Genomic DNA, 18076 nt, shown 5'->3' on the forward strand with positions numbered 1-18076 from the left:
CATCGCCATTTCATCCGCTGCGCAGAGCGGTCCAGTTTCTACGGACTGCCCGCTGAAACCTCGACACACTTAAGCCAGATTTCTGCTCCAGCAGACGCCGCTTCAAGCAAGCCCAAAGCTTCGAGCGCGAATAACCCTCTGTATGAGCGTGTCACTCGCTAGTTAGGCACGCGCTATCCGTTGATAGGATGGTGCGCCGCCGGTGTGGGCGATAGATTGCTTCCTACGCAATGCTCATCAATTGCCTTTCACCTTCCCCGGCAACCGAGCGGGGACCCTCACCCAAATCATCACCCTCTATCGGAGGCATCGTGACGGATCTATGGCGTCTGCCCGCAACTGAACTTGCCCAACTCGTTCGTACTCGCAAGGTTTCTGCGCGGGAAGCGGCGGAGTCTGCGCTGCAACGGCTCAACGCTGTCAACCCGCAGATCAATGCAATCGTCGCGCACCGGCCCGAGTGGGTGCGCGAACAGGCGGATCAGGTCGACGCACTCATAGCCCGCGGCGAGGACCCGGGTCCATTGGCCGGGGTTCCGGTCACCGTCAAGATCAATACGGATCAGGCGGGATTCGCCACGACCAACGGGACGCGGCTCCAGGAAAATCTGGTGGCGCATGCCAACAGTCCGGCGGTCGATAATCTCCAACGGGCAGGTGCAGTGCTCCTCGGCCGCAGTAACGCGCCGACCTTCGCCTTGCGCTGGTTCACCAGCAACCTGGTTCATGGGGCGACGCGTAACCCGCGTGATCCGTCGCTCACGCCGGGCGGCTCATCGGGAGGCGCGGCCGCGGCGGTGGCGGCGGGCATCGGCAGTCTGGCGGTCGGCACGGACATCGGCGGATCGATTCGTTATCCGGCCTACGCCTGCGGTGTCCACGGAATACGCCCCACGCTCGGGCGCGTTCCGGCCTTCAATGCGTCCTCGCCGGAGCGCCCAATCGGCGCCCAGCTGATGTCTTCGACGGGCCCGATCGCCCGCACAGTCGAAGATCTTCAGGTCGCCTTACTAGCGATGTCCGCCCGCGATCTGCGCGACCCCTGGTGGGTCCCGGCGCCCATCGAAGGTCCCGCCATGCCGCGTCATGCTGCGATATGCCTTCGCCCGGGTGGCTTGCAGATCGCTCCCGAAGTCGAGGCGGCCCTGCTCGACGCGGGCCGGCGGCTTGCCGATGCCGGCTGGAAGGTCGAAGAAATCGGGGATACGCCGTTCATCCGCGAAGCCGGAGAAGTGCAGGAACGTCTGTGGCTCGGCGATGGCTTCGCCGCCCTCGTAGAGGCCGCTGCGCGCGACGGCGACCCTGGCGCGCATGCGGTCGTGGAAGCGGTCCGTGGCAAGGTCGCCACGCTCTCCACCGACGTCATCAGCCGAGAACTGGTACGCCGCACCACGCTGATGCGCCATTGGCGTCAGTTCCTGACGCAGTATCCCGTGTTGCTGCTGCCTGTCTCGAGAGAACTGCCGTTCCGCGACCACCTCGACATGCAGGGCGCGGAAGGCTTCGAGCGCGTATGGGAAGCGCAACTGCCCATGCGAGCGCTGCCCGCCATGGGGCTGCCGGGCCTCGTGGTTTCGACCGGTCTCGTGGGTTCCGTGCCGGTCGGGGTGCAGATCGTGGCCGGTCACTACCGGGAAGATCTGTGTCTGCTCGCAGGCAAGGCCATCGAAGCGCGCGGCACGCCGCCCTCTCCCATTGATCCTGTCATGTAGACGGGCAGTCGACACCTCGGGCCAACCTGCTCCGAATGCAAAGTCCGGTCGAGATTCGTATCCCAATGTATCCACGCGTGACTGCGATACACAGCGTTGCACTCGACCGGCTTCCCGACACAAGCCAGATACCTCCGCGAGTTTTAATGCATCAACGCCGGAAGCAAGGGAATTCCACCGAGCAGATCCACCAGGACTGCAGCTCAGGAACCTGGCATCCGGAGATTTTCCTGGTAGGACAAACCAATCGCTGGAGGTATTCCTCATGAAATCGCTCATTCAAGCCGTCGCACTTGCCGCTGCCCTCGCCGCTCCGATCGCCTCTTTTGCCCAGTCGAACGAGCCTCTGACGCGCGCACAGGTTCGCGCCGAACTGGTCCAACTCGAACAGGCCGGCTACAACCCCACTCGCGGCGCCGATCCGTATTACCCCGCCGATATTCAGGCTGCTGAAGCACGCGTGGCCGCACAAAACGGCGCGACGAGCGGCGTGGGCGGTACGCTGAGCGGCTCCTCCGCAGCGGGAAGTCACGCAGCCTCGGATGACGCGAGCAGTAACGGCCTCAAGCCGGTCTACTTCGGTCACTGAAGCCTGCGGGACAGGCTCGCCGGTGCGCCTTCGCTGGCATCGGCAAGACCGCGCAAAGATTTGAATTTATCCGCATAGGCCAGCAATCGCACCGGATGTCGGCTTGATCTGTTTCGTCATGCACCCGGTTCGACAACCGCATAGTGCTGGCTCCGTTTCCCACTCACGTCAGGAACAGCCATGCTACTCATCGTCCTTGCCTATATCGGCGGCGCGCTCACCATCCTTAGCCCGTGCATTCTGCCGGTGCTGCCGTTCGTCTTTGCGCGCGCCGACCAGCCATTCGTGCGTAGCGGCCTACCGCTCCTGGTCGGCATGGCGCTCACCTTCGCGTTGGTGGCGACGCTCGCGGCCGTCGGTGGCGGCTGGGTCACGCAGGCGAACCAATACGGCCGCTGGCTCGCCATCGCGCTGCTCGGTGTGTTCGGCCTGACCCTGCTGTTTCCGCGTGTCGCCGATCATCTGATGCGACCTCTGGTGAGCGCCGGCAATCGCCTGTCGAATTTTGCGCAGACCGACGGCCAGCAAGCGAGCACGGGGTCGTCTTTGCTGCTGGGCATCGCCACGGGCCTGCTGTGGGCGCCGTGCGCCGGCCCGATTCTCGGCCTGGTTCTGACCGGTGCCGCGTTAGGCGGCCCAAGTGTGCACACGACTCTGCTGCTGGCCGCCTACGCGGCGGGTGCGGCGACCTCGCTCGCGGTCGCGCTGCTGATCGGCGGACGCGTGTTCACGGCAATGAAGCGCTCGCTCGGCGCGGGGGAATGGATCCGCCGCGGCATCGGTGCTGCGATGCTAGGCGGTGTGGTCGCCATTTCGTTCGGTCTGGACACGGGCGTCCTCGCAAGCGTATCGACGCTCGACACGAGCACACTCGAACAGAAGCTGATCAACCGTCTTTCGCCGGGCGGGATCTCTCACGCCACGGCGCGTCCCGTTACGCTTAACGCAAGTTCGTCCTAGCAAGTTCGACGATTTCATCGCCACGCCCGTTGAGGATCGCACGCAGCATGTACAGGCTGAAACCCTTCGCCTGTTCAAATTCGATCTTCGGCGGCATGGCGAGCTCGTGCTTTGACGTCACCACGTCGACCAGCGCCGGGCCCGGATGCTCGAACGCGGCTTTCAACGCAGCAGCGATATCTTCGGACTCCTCTACCCGGATGCTGAAAATCCCGGCGCCCTTCGCAATCGCCGCGAAATCCGTCTTGCTCAGATCCACGTTCGTGTCGAGATAGCCGCCGGCCTTCAGTTCCATGGAGACGAATCCCAGCAGACTGTTGTTGAACACGACAACCTTGATAGGCAGATCGAGCTGTCGTGCGGTCAACAGATCGCCAAGCAGCATGGACAAGCCGCCGTCGCCAGACAGCGAAACGACTTGCCGGTCCGGATGAGCCCCCTGCGCGCCAAGCGCCTGCGGCATCGCGTTAGCCATGGACCCATGATTGAACGAGCCATGCAATTGACGCTTGCCGTTCATCGTCAGATAGCGCGCGGCCCAGAGCGTCGGCGTGCCGACGTCCGCGGTGAAAATGGCGTCTGCGCTGGCCGCTTCGTCGATCAGGCGGGTCAGATATTGCGGATGGATAGGCCTGCCAGGTTGTGACGCCACCGCGAGATCATCGAGCCCACTTCGCGCCGAACTGTAATGCTCGAGCGCGTTGTCCAGAAAGCGCCGCTCGTCCTTGCGCTGCAGCCGCGGCAAAACCGCCCGGATCGTATCCTTGACCGTGCCCACGAGGCCGAGCGTCAGCGGCGCACGATGGCCGAGCTGCGAACCCTTCCAGTCTATCTGCACGACCTTCGCGTTGCCGGGATAGAACGCGCGGTAAGGAAAGTCCGTGCCGAGCATCACCAGCGTATCGCACGACTCCATCGCGTGATAGCCGGAGCTGAAACCGATCAGCCCCGTCATGCCGACATCGTACGGATTGTCCCATTCGATGAACTGCTTGCCGCGCAGCGCATGAACCACGGGTGCGCCGAGCATTTCGGCAAGCGCAATCACTTCGTCGTGCGCGCCCGCCGTGCCGCTCCCGCACAGCAACGTAATGTCTTTCGATGCGTTGAGCAGTTCCGCCAGCCGGTCGAGATCCGCGTCGGCGGGAATGATCGCCGGCGGGCTGATTTCATGCCAGCTGCCGACTTTCTCGGCGCATTCCTTCAACGCGACATCACCCGGCAAAACGATCACGGCGACGCCGCGTTCCTCGATGGCTGTACGCATCGCCCGCTCCAGCACACGTGGAAACTGCTCGGGATTCGTCACCAGCTCGGCAAAATGGCTGCATTCGCGGAACAGTTCCTGAGGATGCGTCTCCTGGAAGTAGCCCAGGCCGATTTCCGTCGACGGAATATGGGCGGCAATCGCCAGCACCGGCTGATGATTGCGATGGCAGTCGAACAGCCCATTGATCAGATGAAGGTTGCCCGGACCGCAACTGCCTGCACAGACCGCAAGTTGTCCTGTCGATGCGGCGTCCGCCCCGGCGGCAAACGCGGCACTTTCCTCGTGGCGGGTGTGCATCCAGCGGATCGAGCCAACCTGATCGAGGCTGAAAGCGAGTCCGTTCAGACTGTCGCCCGTCACACCCCAGATTCGCTTGACGCCTGCGGCGTCGAGGGTTTTGGCCAAATAGTCGGCGATAGTCTGCTTGCCCATGTTGCACTCCTGATTTGGAAAAATAGTGACCTGCTGAAATTCCGCTGCTGCTGTCGCGTTCAACCGAATGTGAAGGCATACGCCTCGACGCCGGGATCAAGAAACTCGATCTGGAAGGTGTGGTCGGTCACGTCATGCGTCTGCCTCACCATCTGATACAACCGATGCTCGGTTATCGTGCCGCTGCCGTCTGCCGCGACGTCGGTGCCGTGCGCGTCGCCAGGCGCCCTGCCGTCGATGCTGACGCGAAAGCGCACTGGCTTGCCGTCCTTGCCCGGACCGAGCACCAGATGCAGATCGCGCGCGTGAAACCGGTAGACGATGCTGCCCGACGCCACGGCCAGCGTCGCCCGGTCTTTCTCGATGCGCCATTGACCCGCGAGGCCCCACTCATTGACCGCGGGCTTTGCAGGCGCAACATAGGTATGCGTCTCGTCCTGCGCCTCGCCCCCGGGTGAAACGAAATTGTCCGCCTCTCCATAGCCGATATACGTCTCGGGCGAGCGCAGATCGGCGAGGTCGGCGGCCACCTCTACGCCGGGCATAGGGTTATTTTTCTGGCTCGCCGGGCTCGCTTGCGCATTGGCATTGCCTGCTTCCGTCAGCAGTATCTGGATGACCTTCTCCGATTTCGCATAGTCGCCCTCACCGAAGTTGTGGTGACGGATGCGTCCTTGAGCGTCGATGAAATATTGCGCCGGCCAGTACTCGTTATTCAGGCCGCGCCAGATTGCATAGTCGTTGTCGATCGCCACCGGATAATCCACGCCAAGCTCACGCGATGCCTTCTGGACGTTGCCGACATTGCGTTCAAATGCAAACTCGGGCGCATGAACGCCAATCACCACGAGACCCTGATCCTTGTATTTATCCGCCCACGCCTTGATGTAGGGCAGCGCGCGCAAACAGTTGATGCACGAATACGTCCATACGTTGATCACCACGACCTTGCCGCGCAGACCCTCGCGCGTGAGAGGTGGAGAGTTCAGCCATTGGACCGCGCCACTCAGCGGGGGCAGCACGCCTTCAACAGGCAACAACGCGCCATGCCCGCCATCGTCCCGGTTCACCGCATCCGTCACCGCATCCGTCATCGCGTCCGGCGTGGCGGAATAAGCCGTCTCGATCAATCCGCCGCCGGAACGGAGTTCAGTCCAGACCTTCCCGGCCGATGACTCCACGCAAGGCAAAGGGCCGAGGCAGACGAGGGTCGCCACAACCGCGCATGTCAGCGCCAAGCCCGCGAGCAGCGGCCACGTGCTTCGCAAGAACTGCAGACCGGCACGCGCAAACACAAAAGGACGCACCATCAAGATGCACAGACTGAGAATGGCGAGGACGCCGCCGAGATAGGCTAGAACTGTGAGCAGCATGGAATTTCTGATGGTTATCAATCTGAAAGGGACATGCCGCAACGACGCCACGACAACCGCACAAGCCAACCTGCAATGACATCAAGATACGTCTAGCCCTATCAAAAACAAATCATACGTACTGGTGCAGCCACTCCTGCTCACGCCTACGCGATTCATACCTACGTATGCCCCGAGACACGAAATGGATCGAATCTGCGCTCCGCGGATATGGCGGGTGGCAGTGGCACCCGAACCCCGACAAATAGCCTGGCGGTCCCTCTGACATACCCGTGTATGAAGCCCCGATATGCAGGTGGGGCCGCCGGCATCGTTTTGTATGCTGGTTTCGCGTATTCCCAGCGGTTATCTTGAAGCATGGCCGACGCTACCACTAGCCGCATCCATAAGAACGCAGGTTCTTCGATCAGCCCGCTAGTCAGGAACGCAGCAAGCGGATGAACGCCTCGCAACAAATAGTTCGCACGGCTTCATTTCCCATCTATCGATCTACCGTACACGCTCTCATTGGACGTATGAATCATGTTCAGGCTACCTTCCATCGACGACGGCGCACTGCTCAGTCAAGACTCTCTCCATCGCGGCTTGGCGGACCACGTCAGGTCCGCTGAAGTCGCATCTGGCACCGCTGCGCTCTTCGCTCTCGATTGCATGTCACCCGCGGCGATCGGGCACGCTGTACTCAGCGCCATCCGCAACATGCGGCTCGACACGCTGGGGCTCGATGCCGAGGCGAAGGCATTGGCGCAACAAGCCATTCGCGGGTCACAGAGCGCCGCTGCCGATACCGTCTTGCGCATGGGGTCGCTTGAACTCGATCTTCTGAAACGCAATGCAACGCATGGCGGCCACACGCTCGATTTGCGACCCACCGCGTTACGCGTGCTCGAATGTCTGATGCGCCGTGCCGATCAGGTCGTGACGCGGACCGTCATTTTCGAAGATGTGTGGAATGGTCATTTCGATCCGCACACGAACCGGATCGACGTTCATGTCGGACACCTGAGAAAGCAGCTCGCCGCCAGGAGTAACGGCCCGCAGATCCATACGTTCCGCGGCGCGGGCTACATGCTCCGTTGAGATTTCCATAAGCACGCCATGAACGCTATTGTCCTGATTGCACTGCGCCGCCCACTGACTTTTGTCGTGCTGGGCATTCTGATCCTGTTGTTCGGTGCAATGGCGGTCCGCAAAACCCCCACTGATATTTTTCCCGACATCAAGATTCCCGTCGTGGCCGTGGTGTGGACTTATAACGGCCTGTCGCCGCAGGACATGTCGGGCCGCGTGATCTACTACTATGAACGCGCCCTGACGGCGACCGTGGACAACATCGAGCACATCGAAAGTCAATCGCTCTATGGACGCGGCATCGTCAAGATTTTTTTCCATCCCGGCACCGACGTCGCCGCCGCACAAGCGCAGATCACCTCCATTTCGCAAACGGTGTTGAAGCAGTTGCCGGCCGGCATCACACCGCCGCAGGTGCTCTCATATAACGCGTCCGACGTTCCGGTCCTCGATCTGCAGGTGTCTGCAACGGGGCTCACCGCGGCGCAGGTGTACGACCTCGCCTCCAACCTGATCCGCCCGCAACTGGTCGCGGTACCCGGCGCCGCGATTCCCGCCCCGTATGGTGGGACCGCTTTGAACGTCGAGATCGATCTGGACCAGACCAAGCTGATGGCTCACGGTCTGTCTGCCGTGGACGTCGGCAATGCGTTGAAATCCCAGAACGTCGTACTGCCAGCGGGCGACCAGAAAATCGGCGCACTCGATTTTCTGGTGCAAACGAACGCGAGCCCGGTGGAAGTGGCCACCTTCAACAACCTGCCAGTCAAGACCGTCAACGGCGTGACGGTGTATCTACGCGATGTTGCGTATGTCCATAGCGGCTCGCCCCCGCAGATCAACGCGGTACTGGTGAAGGGCAAGCAGGCGGTATTGATCCAGATTCTCAAGAGTGGTGACGCGTCGACCTTGCAGGTGGTCAGCGGCATCAAGAAGGTGTTGCCGGGCATCATCCGCACTTTGCCGCCAGGCGTGCAGATCACGACACTGAACGACGCGTCGGGTTTCGTGCGCGACTCAGTGAAAGAAGTGGTCCAGGAGATGATCACCGCCGCCATCCTGACTGGCCTGACGGTCCTGCTCTTTCTGGGCAGCTGGCGCGCGACCCTGATTGTCGCGACCTCGATTCCCTTAGCGATCCTGTGTTCCGTGATGGCGCTTTCGTGGTTGGGTCAGACGATCAACATCATGACACTCGGTGGACTCGCGCTCGCGGTGGGTATTCTGGTTGACGACGCAACCGTCATGATCGAGAACATCGACGCTCACCTCGAGGCCGGCGCCGAACTCGAACCGGGCATCATCACCGCTGCCAACCAGATCGTCGTCCCGACCTTCGTCGCCACCTTGTGCATCTGCATCGTGTGGTTGCCGCTGTTTCAGCTCGGCGGCGTAGCAGGCTATCTGTTTTTGCCGCTGGCGCAAGCCATCATCTTCGCGATGATCGCGTCGTTCATTCTGTCCCGCACCCTCGTCCCCACGATGGCGGCCTATCTGTTACGTGCCCAGGTCGAGCAACACAAGCGCGGACATGCGGACAATCCAGGTATGTTCACACGCTTCCAGCGTGGCTTCGACGCACGCTTCTCGCAGTTTCGCGTGCGATATCGCGCCACGCTGACACGGGTCGTCACACAGCGGCGGCGCTTTGTCGCGCTGTTCTCACTCTGCGCATTCGGCTCGCTGGGCCTGCTGGGATTTCTCGGGCGTGACTTTTTTCCAGGTATCAAATCGGGCGAGATCGATTTGCACATGCGCGCGCCGGTCGGCACGCGGCTCGAAGATGCGTCCAAGATCGCCGTTCTCGTCAACGCGTCGATCCGCAAGATCCTGCCCGGACAGGTCACGAATGTTCTGGACAACTGCGGTTTGCCGGTTAGCGGCATCAACGAAGCCTACAGTTCGACCGGTACGATCGGCCCGCAGGACTGCGATATCACCATCAGCCTGAAAAGCAACCGCTCGCCCGTCGATGACTATCGTTTCAAGCTGCGACGCGAGCTTCCCAGCCTGTATCCGGGCACGGCGTTCACTTTCCTGCCCGGCGACATCACGGCGAAGATCCTCAATTTCGGACTTCCCGCGCCGATCGACGTGCAGATTTCCGGTAGCACGACCGCAGCGAATTTCGCTTACGCGCAATCCATGGCGGCACGCCTGCGCCGCATTCCCGGCAGCGCGGACGTCAACATTCAGCAGGTGCTCAACCAGCCCACCTTGAAAATCGCCGCATCCCGCTCGTTTGCGTCGGGGATCAACCTCACGGAAGCCGATATCGCCAACAACGCGTTGACGACCCTGTCCGGTAGCGGTCAAACCGCCCCAACTTACTGGCTCGATACGAGCGCCGGTGTATCGCACCTCGTGAATCTCCAGACGCCGCAGGACGAACTGAGTTCTGTGAACGATCTGGAAACCATTCCGATCGACGCGGACAACGCCGGCGCAAACGGCAATGGTCCGCAACTGCTGGGCGCACTGAGCCGCATCAGTCAGACCGGCACACCACTGCTGGCGTCCCACTACAGCATCTTGCCGGTGATCGATATTTTCGTGAGCAATCAACGGCGCGATCTCGGTGCCGTGCAGGATGCGGTGACCAGGGTCGTAGCGGACATGAGCCACCAGTTGCCGCGCGGAGCCAGCGTCCATCTGCACGGTCAGGGGCAGACCATGCGCAGCGCGTATGCCCAATTGATCGCCGGGCTCGCGCTTTCGATCCTGCTCGTCTATCTCGTCATCGTCGTCAACTTTCAGTCGTGGCTCGATCCGTTCATCATCATCACCGCGTTGCCTGCCGCGCTGGCGGGGATCGTCTGGAGCCTCTTTCTGACCAATACGACCTTGTCCGTGCCGGCGCTGACGGGCGCCATCATGTGCATGGGAACGGCCACGGCCAATTCGATTCTGGTGGTGTCGTTCGCGCGTGACCGTCTTGCCGAACACGGCAACGCTATCGAAGCCGCTATCGAAGCAGGATTTGCCCGCATCCGGCCGGTGCTGATGACCGCCTTCGCCATGATCATCGGCATGCTGCCGATGTCTTTCAGCAATACCCAGAACGCGCCGCTAGGACGTGCCGTAATCGGCGGTCTGCTGTGCGCAACCTTCGCCACCCTACTGTTCGTGCCTTGTGTCTTCGCACTCCTGCACCGTGACAGACGCACCGAAATGGAGCCGCAAGCATGAACACCAATCAGCAAGCTTCGTTCGCGCGCCGTATTCCGCCCTGGCTGCTGGCCGCGCTGATGGCCCTGATCGCAGTTGGGCTCGTCGCCTTCGGGATCGCGCGGCGAGCGCACAACGTCGCCGATCTGCGCAACGTGGCCGCCGAGGAATCGGTGCCGCAGGTTCAGATCATCTCGCCTGCGCCCGGCCCCGCGACGCGTTCCATCACACTGCCCGGCACGATCAAGGCGTGGTCGTATGCACCGATTTACGCGCAGGTATCAGGCTACGTGGTGAAGTGGTTCAAGGACTACGGCGCACCGGTGAAGGCCGGTGAGATGCTCGCCACCGTCGACGCGCCGGCTGTGGACGAACAGTACGAGAGCGCACTCGCAGACCTGGAGGTTGCACAAACCAACTACCAGCTCGCGACGGTCACTGCGGCCCGCTGGACGGCCCTCTCCGGCACTCAGGCGGTCTCGCAACAGGAAGTGGATGTAAAGGTCGCGGATGCCGCCGCGCAAAAGGCCCAGATGCACGCGGCTGAGCATAAGGTTGCGCGCTTCAAGGTACTCGAAAGCTTCAGGAACATCATTGCGCCGTTTGACGGTGTGGTCACGTCACGCAACACCGACGTGGGCAACTACGTCAACGCGGCCGGCGGTGATGTTGGCGCACGCGGCGCGGCCGACGAGTTGTTTAGCGTCGCGGACATTCACGAGATGCGTGTCTTCGTCTCGGTACCCCAGGATTATTCAGGAATCCTTGAACCGGGTCTCACTGCCACCCTCACATTACCGCAATATCCCAACCGCGAGTTCAAGGCATCGTTCGACACCACGGCCAATTCATTCGATCCGCAGACACGCACAGTGGTGACGGAACTGCTCATCCCCAACCCAGATCACCTGATCTGGCCCGGTACCTACGCAGATGTGCATTTCGTGGCGCCGATGGATCACAACGTGCTGGTCATCCCCGAGCAAGCGCTGCTGTTTCGCGCCGAAGGCATGCAGGTGGCGCTGGTTGGTGCGCACGACACGGTGCATCTGCAAAACGTCAAACTCGGCCGCAATCTCGGGCAGACGGTCGAAATCGTCTCCGGCTTGCAGCGCTCCGACCGGCTGGTGCTGAGTCCCTCGGCGGGCATTCTCGAAGGAGAGCAGGTACGTGTCGCTACCGGCGTGCCCGGCATCGCGCCGCAGGCAAAATTCCGGGCCGCCATGCCCGACGCGGCTAGCATGACCGACACGCAGCGCGCGAAGGTCCAGGCCGCCATCGACAACGGTGAACAATGATGGCGCCCGCACGGTCCTTCTTGCGGATCGCCAGTTCGGCAGCGCTGGTGCTGCTGGCCGGCTGCGATCTGGCGCCGGTCTACACCCCCCCACAGACCTTGCTGCCAGAGCAATATCAAGGCTCCAGTCCATTCATTCTGGCGCGCCCACAGGACCAACTTTCGCACGGCCCGTGGTGGCAGATGTTCGGCGACCCACAATTGAACCAGCTCGAAACACAGCTCGATGCCAACAACCCCGACCTGCAGGCTGCGGAGCAATCCTATACTCAGGCGCGCGATGGGGTGGCCGAGGCCCGTTCGGGGCTTTTCCCCCAGTTGACCACGCAGGCTTTTGTGTCTGGGAACAAGGAATCCGCGCACACGTTGTTCCACAGCGACAGCGGCCCCGAGCAACAGGCATCGAATGGATATGGGGCAGCAGCAGTCTGGGAGCCGGACTTCTGGGACCAGATCCATAACAGCGTCAAGCAGGCGAAGGCGAATGCACAAGGCGTGGCGGCAGAGGTCGCATCCGCACGCTTGAGCCTAGAGATCGAACTGGCGACCGATTACATGGCGATTCATGGCCTCGATGCGGAACACGCCGTCTATACCCAGGCCATTGCGCTTTATCAGAAGGCCGTCGAGATCGTGCAGATGCGTCTGGCCGGCAAGATCTCCTCGGGTCTCGATGTCGCCCGTGCCCAGAATCAGCTCGCAGCAGCTCAGGCCGCCGACACGGATGTAGAGGCGCAACGCGCCGTTCTCATGCATGCGGTTGCTGTGCTGGCGGGCGTGAATCCATCCACCTTCACCTTGCCGGCTTTAACAGACTCGTCCGTCGCAGTCCCAACGATACCGGTCGGCATTCCGTCTGAACTATTGCAAAGACGGCCTGATATCGCCCAGGCCGAGCGAGCAATGGCAGCGGCCAACGCCGCCATTGGCGTGGCGCGCGCTGCGTTCTACCCGAACATTCGCCTTAGCGCTTCGGGCGGTTTCGAAGACACGGGCTTTGCTCTGGCAACCTTATCGAATAGCCTCTGGGCCGTTGGTGCGTCGGCCGTGCTGCCCCTCTTCGAGGGAGGCTTGCGCAGAGCCGAATTGCAGCAGAGCCGCTCTGTGTTTACACAGACGACAGATCGCTACCGCTCCGTGGTACTCGACGCTTTCCGCGAAGTGGAAGACCAACTGCTTTTGACAGACAAACTCGCCACCGAAGCCACACAGCAGCAGCGGGCGCTGCAGGCTGCGGTGAAGGTACAGAACATCGCCTTGACCCTCTACACAGGTGGGCTCGACAACTATCTGAATGTGACCGTCGCGCAGATCGCCGCGTTGACCGCCCAGATCGCCGACGTCCAGGTCGAAACGCGGCGTCTACAAACGGCGGTAGCGCTGGTGGGCGCCTTAGGCGGTGGATGGGCTTCTTCCGATCTCCCGAATGACGATCAAACCGTGCCGTTCAGTCCGCTTCACCTGCACGCAGACCATTAGCGGTACGCAGGGTCAACGGATTACGGTTGACCTAACGCCAGGCTCAAATAGTGTTCCAGTTCGCCGGCATCCACTGGTTTCTCGAGAAGCGCAAGCGCACCGCTCTTTATGACGGTCGCGCGTAGCTTCGCGGTCGGAAACGCGGTCACGAAAATGGTGGGGAGCGCGTATCCGAGTTGCAGGAGATGGTCGCGCATTTCGACGCCCGACATATTCGGCATTCGCACGTCGGATACGAGGCATGCAGTGTCGGCAATCTTCCCCGATTGCACAAATGCCTCCGCCGATCCGAAAATGTTGACCTGCCAGCCTAGCGAGCGCACCAGCGCAGAGGTCGCTATGCAGACGGCCTCATCGTCGTCCACGATGGAAATGATCTGAGCGGTACGCACGCCACGAACCTCGCACTTTCAATCCCGCTGCACAGACGGGCAGACCAATACGGGGCTACCCGCAGTGTCTTCCTGTGCACCTGAAACCCGCTGGATGCGTGCCGTCTTTCATTAACATTAATCTGAACAACAGCGCCACGCCATGCTACCAACGGATGTGAAAATCGAAACGCTGGTTTGCATGACTCATACTTGTGTATATTCGGCGGCGCTGCGTTTTCACAAACCGCTTTTCACGCCGGGCGGCTCAATGCGACTTGGGGAAACTCGGGGCCACGTGAATAGCCTCGGCTTTTCTCACTAGCTCAGCAACTGAACGAGACTCCATTTTTTTCATCATTTGTCCACGATGAATTTTTACGGTGATTTCGCTCAAATTCATTTCCGACGCAATTTGCTTGTTCATCAAACCGGCCAGCACAAATCCCAGCACGTCGCGTTCGCGAGGTGTCAGGGTTTCGTAGGCGTGACGCACGCCGGCGAGCGACTCCTCTGTCGCGATACGCTCGACATCGTGCTTCAATGCCTCAGCGACAGCGTCCAGCATGTCCTGATCGCGGAAGGGTTTTGGAAAGAAATCGCGCGCGCCTGCTTTCATCGCCCTGACGGACATTTCGATGTCGCCATGCCCGGTGATGAACAGAACAGGAATCTGCAGCCCGGTCTTCGCGATCTCCTGCTGGAAAGTGAGACCACTCTCCCCGCGCAGCCTGACGTCGAGAATCAGACAACTCGGGCCGCGATATTTAGGAAACGCAAGGAAATCCTTGGGTGATTCGAATGCTTCAACGCGTAATCCAACTGAACGCAGCAGCCCACTGAGCGCAATTCGCATGGACTCGTCGTCGTCCAGAATATAGACCACAGGTGAATTGTTCGCGTTGCCGGTGTTGCTACCGTGAGGCGGAGTCGAAAGCGCTCCCGAAATCATCTCGTACTCCTTTGAACATTAATTCTATGCGGCAAGATCCGCTTTTTATAGCCCGGATTTTTCCAGACGCGCTGAGCCGTTCTGCGACGGCAGCGTTAGCTGCCATTATGGCGTCGCCAAGCCATGTGGCGCAAACGAATTACGTGGGAAATCTCCACATAAAGTGATGTAAAAAATCAGAGCGTCTATCGTCTGATGTTTGCATCCGACCTCGCAAGTCCGGGTTACTGCGATCACTCAGAAAAAAGCCATTGCTCCGACCCGACTCTCTACAAAGTATAGGTCGCGAGGCGTCGACCATCGAGCTATCCGCAACGTCACATTTCTCGTGCAGACGAAGCATTCCCCGTCAATTGCGGCACCGAAAAGCGAAAGCAGGCACCGCTACGCACCGTGAGGTCCGCCACGATATCGCCGCCGTGCGCCTCGACGATCGATTTACAAATCGAAAGGCCCATGCCCATGCCCGAATCTTTCGTGGTGTAAAACGACTCGAACAGCGCCAGCGCCGACTCGGACGCAATGCCAGGTCCTGTGTCCGACACCGTGGTCCACAACGTATGGTCTTTGTCGACCCGGGTCTTGATTTCGATGATCCTTTCCCTGCCGTCGATTTCGCTCATCGCCTCGCACGCGTTGACCACCAGATTCATCAGCACCTGCTGCAGCAGAATCCGGTCCCCTCTCACGATCAGGCATGCCAAGCCATAATTTCCACGCACGACGACGCCGGCGCTGCGCAACTGTCCCTGGATCAATCCCAGCACTTCACGTATCGCCTCATTGATGTCCATCCTGTCGAGACGGGGCTGTGACTTTTTCGCCATGGCACGCAGACTGGTCACGATACTGGCTGCCCTCACACTGTCAGCCGATATCTGCTCCAGCATCCCTCGCGCTTCCTTCAGATCCGGTATGTCGCGATCGAGCCATCGCAATGCAGCCCGCGCGCAGGTTCCGATCGCGCTCAAAGGCTGACTGACCTCGTGCACGATGGAGGCAACCAGTTGGCCCATGGCGGTCAGCTTGGCCACCTTGTCGAGTTTCTCCTGGGTCTCACGAAGATGGCTTTCAGTGGCGGCACGCATGAAGTTTTCTGTTGCCAGGTCTTCATAGAGCCTTGCATTCTCAAGCGAGATGGCCGCTTGCGAAGCCAGTACTTCGAGCATCTGTATCCTGTTCGTCGTGAAAATGCCTGCTGTCAGGCCATGCTCCATGTAGAGCAATCCCGCGAGGGTGTCCTGCTTGATGAGCGGCACGCACAGCACCGAGCGACACCGATACTGCGCGATATACGCATCGCGCCCATGGTGTGGGTCCTCTCTTGCATCTTCAAGCACGAGCGATTCTTTTGTTCTGAGCGTGGAGTACGCAACGGAAGAAGGCAGAACCTCCGCTAAGGCCGCCCCGCTCTCCATGTTGACCTCGACCACGCCGCGCGAACACGTTGCCTGGGCCGTGACATTCAGGACCCCATCACGCAGCAGACACAGCACGGCGCGATCGGAACCCGCGTACTGCAGCGCGTTGTCGAGAAGCACGCGAATCAGTTTGACGAAGCATATTTCGCTCGACAACGCCTGGGCCGTCCGCAGCACGGCACGTACGTCGAACGCGTGCTCGCCAGCTGGATGTGCCGGTGCCTGTTCTATCTTCGGCATTCGCATGACCGGTGCGAATTGCGCAATCTCTTGTCTCTGCGCCATCGTCACCAGGTTTGCACGCCATTCGCGTGAAACCTCGTCGTAGTCCAGAACATTCTCGTCGATGAGGAAACGCAACAGTTGCATCACAACCTGTGGATTGCCGCCGGTTTGCGCGTGTACTACGTCGGTCAGTTCGTCGATCTGAGCGACGTTACCAGTCAACAGCGTTTTCAGAAGCGTCTTGACGGCATCGCTCGATAAAGCGGCCAGCGGAAATCGCCGCACCCAGTCGTCACTCGGAAATGCCATTCCCTGCACGTGCTTGGGATAGGTTTCATTGGACTGCAGAGCGCCAATCAACAAGACGCATCTGTTTGCTCCGTGCCGTATGGCGTATTCCAGCACTTCGACGGTGTCCTCGTCGACCCATTGAAGGTCGTCCAGAAACACAATGAGCGGTCGGCCCCGGGTGGCGAACGCGCCCAGAAGTCGCGCCATTGTCTTGAGAAAGTGGCGCTTTTCCGTTTGAATCGAAAACGTCGCGCTGGGTTCGAACACACCAAGGCTTGGTTGCAACGCCGGAAATACCCGTGCAACCGTCGATACGTCATCTGCCAGCGCGTCCTTGATCCGCGTCTGGATCTGCTGGAATTCCTGCGGAGGATAGCCAAGGATATTTCGCTGCAAATAACAAAGCGCACGAGTCAGACCCGCATACGGTGTCGTGCGCTCTGCCTGCTGGCACGCTCCCATCGCAAACTCATAGGCAACGTCGGATAGTTGCGACCGCAAGTGTCGAATCACTGCTGTCTTACCTATGCCCGCCGGTCCTTCGAGCAGGATCAGACGGTTCGAATCGTCCATCGAGGCTTCAAGCACCGCGCGATGAAGCGCGGCGACTTCGTGGTCGCGATGCAGCAGCAGATCCGACGCATCCAGCACGGATTGCGCACGCGCCAGCTTTGCACAAGGCGCATTGAATGCTCCTTGCGCATCGCAAGTGAGCAAGTCCGTCACGACATCTGCTGCTGACCTGTAGCGCTCCTCCGGTTGCCGCGCCATCAGGCGGAAAATGATCGCTACCAGCCGCTCGGGATAAGTGGCAGACAGTTCCGCGTGATCGGTCGGCCACCGGCCGATAGATACGGGCGCATTTTCACCGGACGTTAAATCTGGAACAGGAACGCGCCCGGCCAGCAACCGATAGAAAATACATCCGAGCGAGTAAAGATCGGTTCGGTAGTCGATTGCGCGATCGATACGACCGGCCGCCTCCGGTGCGATGTATTGCAATAGCTCAGGTTCAAGCTGCGATTCCAAAACGTCCGCCGTGGATAGCGTGTCAATATCGGCGTTCAGAACTGGATGAAATCCCGTCAACCACACACGGTGACGTCCCTGCAGGATCATGATGTTGTGCGGCGTCAGCCTCCCGTGGACGAGATTTCGGGCGTGTGCCGAAGCAACCGCCAGTGCGATCTTGACGGCAAGATGCAAAAACTCCTGAAGAGGCAATGCCGCATTCGAAAGATCGTTCGACATTTCCCCGTGCAGATCTCTCGTGATTTCCTCAGATAGCGTACTCAGCATGTCCTTCCCTTACCATCATGGATCGTGTCGCAACCGACCAGGCGGCTTAAGTCGCAGGCGAAGCAGGGGTCGGCTAGCCCCCTTCTAAAGCGTGCCTTTGTCTTTGACGCAGACAATCGCTATGACTTTTTTATAGACTTCCCGGTGATTTTTATATTTATTTGAT

10 protein-coding genes and 2 pseudogenes are annotated in these 18076 nt (G+C 60.3%); 7 read left to right on the top strand and 5 right to left on the bottom strand.

The features are described 5' to 3' along the window. Nucleotides 1–311: 311 nt before the first annotated feature. From P3T43_RS19220 to P3T43_RS19230, 3 genes and pseudogenes are all read left to right on the top strand, one after another. Nucleotides 312–1712, top strand: a complete 1401-nt coding sequence (locus tag P3T43_RS19220) for an amidase family protein (protein WP_429282616.1) — start codon at nt 312–314, stop codon at nt 1710–1712. A 265-nt stretch (nt 1713–1977) separates the two neighbouring features. Continuing rightward, entirely contained in the window at nt 1978–2301 is a 324-nt protein-coding gene (locus P3T43_RS19225; protein WP_429282617.1) for a DUF4148 domain-containing protein, read from the top strand. Nucleotides 2302–2481: 180 nt separating this feature from the next. Further along, nucleotides 2482–3234, top strand: a pseudogene (locus P3T43_RS19230) (cytochrome c biogenesis CcdA family protein); the annotation flags it as partial. Nucleotides 3235–3241: 7 nt separating this feature from the next. Here the strand turns inward: P3T43_RS19230 and poxB are convergent. Together poxB and P3T43_RS19240 are read right to left on the bottom strand one after the other, a co-directional pair. Continuing rightward, nucleotides 3242–4963: a ubiquinone-dependent pyruvate dehydrogenase gene (gene poxB / locus P3T43_RS19235; RefSeq protein ID WP_429282618.1), complete on the bottom strand. Its 1722-nt coding sequence runs from the start codon at nt 4961–4963 to the stop codon at nt 3242–3244. Between the two features lie 59 nt (nt 4964–5022). After that, nucleotides 5023–6006 (bottom strand): annotated as a pseudogene (locus P3T43_RS19240) (thioredoxin family protein); the annotation flags it as partial. Between the two features lie 852 nt (nt 6007–6858). On the opposite strand from P3T43_RS19240, the gene P3T43_RS19245 reads away from it, so the two are divergent. The 4 genes from P3T43_RS19245 to P3T43_RS19260 are packed head-to-tail and all read left to right on the top strand — an operon-like array spanning nt 6859 to nt 13351. Then, the gene (locus P3T43_RS19245; RefSeq protein ID WP_429282619.1) at nt 6859–7416 is read left to right on the top strand and encodes a winged helix-turn-helix transcriptional regulator; all 558 of its coding nucleotides are present in this window, start codon (nt 6859–6861) and stop codon (nt 7414–7416) included. Nucleotides 7417–7434: 18 nt separating this feature from the next. Continuing rightward, entirely contained in the window at nt 7435–10596 is a 3162-nt protein-coding gene (locus P3T43_RS19250) for an efflux RND transporter permease subunit (RefSeq protein WP_429282620.1), read from the top strand. Continuing rightward, nucleotides 10593–11873, top strand: coding sequence for an efflux RND transporter periplasmic adaptor subunit (locus tag P3T43_RS19255; RefSeq protein ID WP_429282621.1), 1281 nt, complete (start codon nt 10593–10595; stop codon nt 11871–11873). Before P3T43_RS19250 ends, P3T43_RS19255 begins: the two co-directional genes overlap by 4 nt. A gap of 47 nt (nt 11874–11920) precedes the next feature. Beyond that, complete coding sequence (locus P3T43_RS19260) at nt 11921–13351, top strand: efflux transporter outer membrane subunit (protein WP_429282622.1); 1431 nt, start codon at nt 11921–11923, stop codon at nt 13349–13351. Between the two features lie 20 nt (nt 13352–13371). Here P3T43_RS19260 and P3T43_RS19265 read toward each other — a convergent pair whose 3' ends face one another. The 3 genes from P3T43_RS19265 to P3T43_RS19275 form a co-directional block, all read right to left on the bottom strand. After that, nucleotides 13372–13743 (bottom strand): response regulator, encoded by a 372-nt coding sequence (locus P3T43_RS19265; RefSeq protein WP_429282623.1) that lies wholly within the window; start codon nt 13741–13743, stop codon nt 13372–13374. A gap of 247 nt (nt 13744–13990) precedes the next feature. Then, nucleotides 13991–14674 (bottom strand): response regulator transcription factor, encoded by a 684-nt coding sequence (locus P3T43_RS19270; RefSeq protein WP_429282624.1) that lies wholly within the window; start codon nt 14672–14674, stop codon nt 13991–13993. A gap of 317 nt (nt 14675–14991) precedes the next feature. Then, the gene (locus tag P3T43_RS19275; protein ID WP_429282625.1) at nt 14992–17862 is read right to left on the bottom strand and encodes a trifunctional serine/threonine-protein kinase/ATP-binding protein/sensor histidine kinase; all 2871 of its coding nucleotides are present in this window, start codon (nt 17860–17862) and stop codon (nt 14992–14994) included. Between the last annotated feature and the right edge of the window lie 214 nt (nt 17863–18076).

The organism is Paraburkholderia sp. GAS41, from assembly GCF_050436545.1.
In the GTDB taxonomy this organism is placed as follows: Bacteria; Pseudomonadota; Gammaproteobacteria; order Burkholderiales; family Burkholderiaceae; genus Paraburkholderia.

Bases quoted from the DNA above. Each gene is read 5' to 3' on its own strand.
- P3T43_RS19250 (WP_429282620.1), top strand. From the start codon at position 7,435: ATGAACGCTATTGTCCTGATTGCACTGCGCCGCCCACTGACTTTTGTC.
- P3T43_RS19255 (WP_429282621.1), top strand. From the start codon at position 10,593: ATGAACACCAATCAGCAAGCTTCGTTCGCGCGCCGTATTCCGCCCTGG.
- P3T43_RS19245 (WP_429282619.1), top strand. From the start codon at position 6,859: ATGTTCAGGCTACCTTCCATCGACGACGGCGCACTGCTCAGTCAAGAC.
- P3T43_RS19275 (WP_429282625.1), bottom strand. From the start codon at position 17,862: ATGTCGAACGATCTTTCGAATGCGGCATTGCCTCTTCAGGAGTTTTTG.
- P3T43_RS19225 (WP_429282617.1), top strand. From the start codon at position 1,978: ATGAAATCGCTCATTCAAGCCGTCGCACTTGCCGCTGCCCTCGCCGCT.
- poxB (WP_429282618.1), bottom strand. From the start codon at position 4,963: ATGGGCAAGCAGACTATCGCCGACTATTTGGCCAAAACCCTCGACGCC.
- P3T43_RS19270 (WP_429282624.1), bottom strand. From the start codon at position 14,674: ATGATTTCGGGAGCGCTTTCGACTCCGCCTCACGGTAGCAACACCGGC.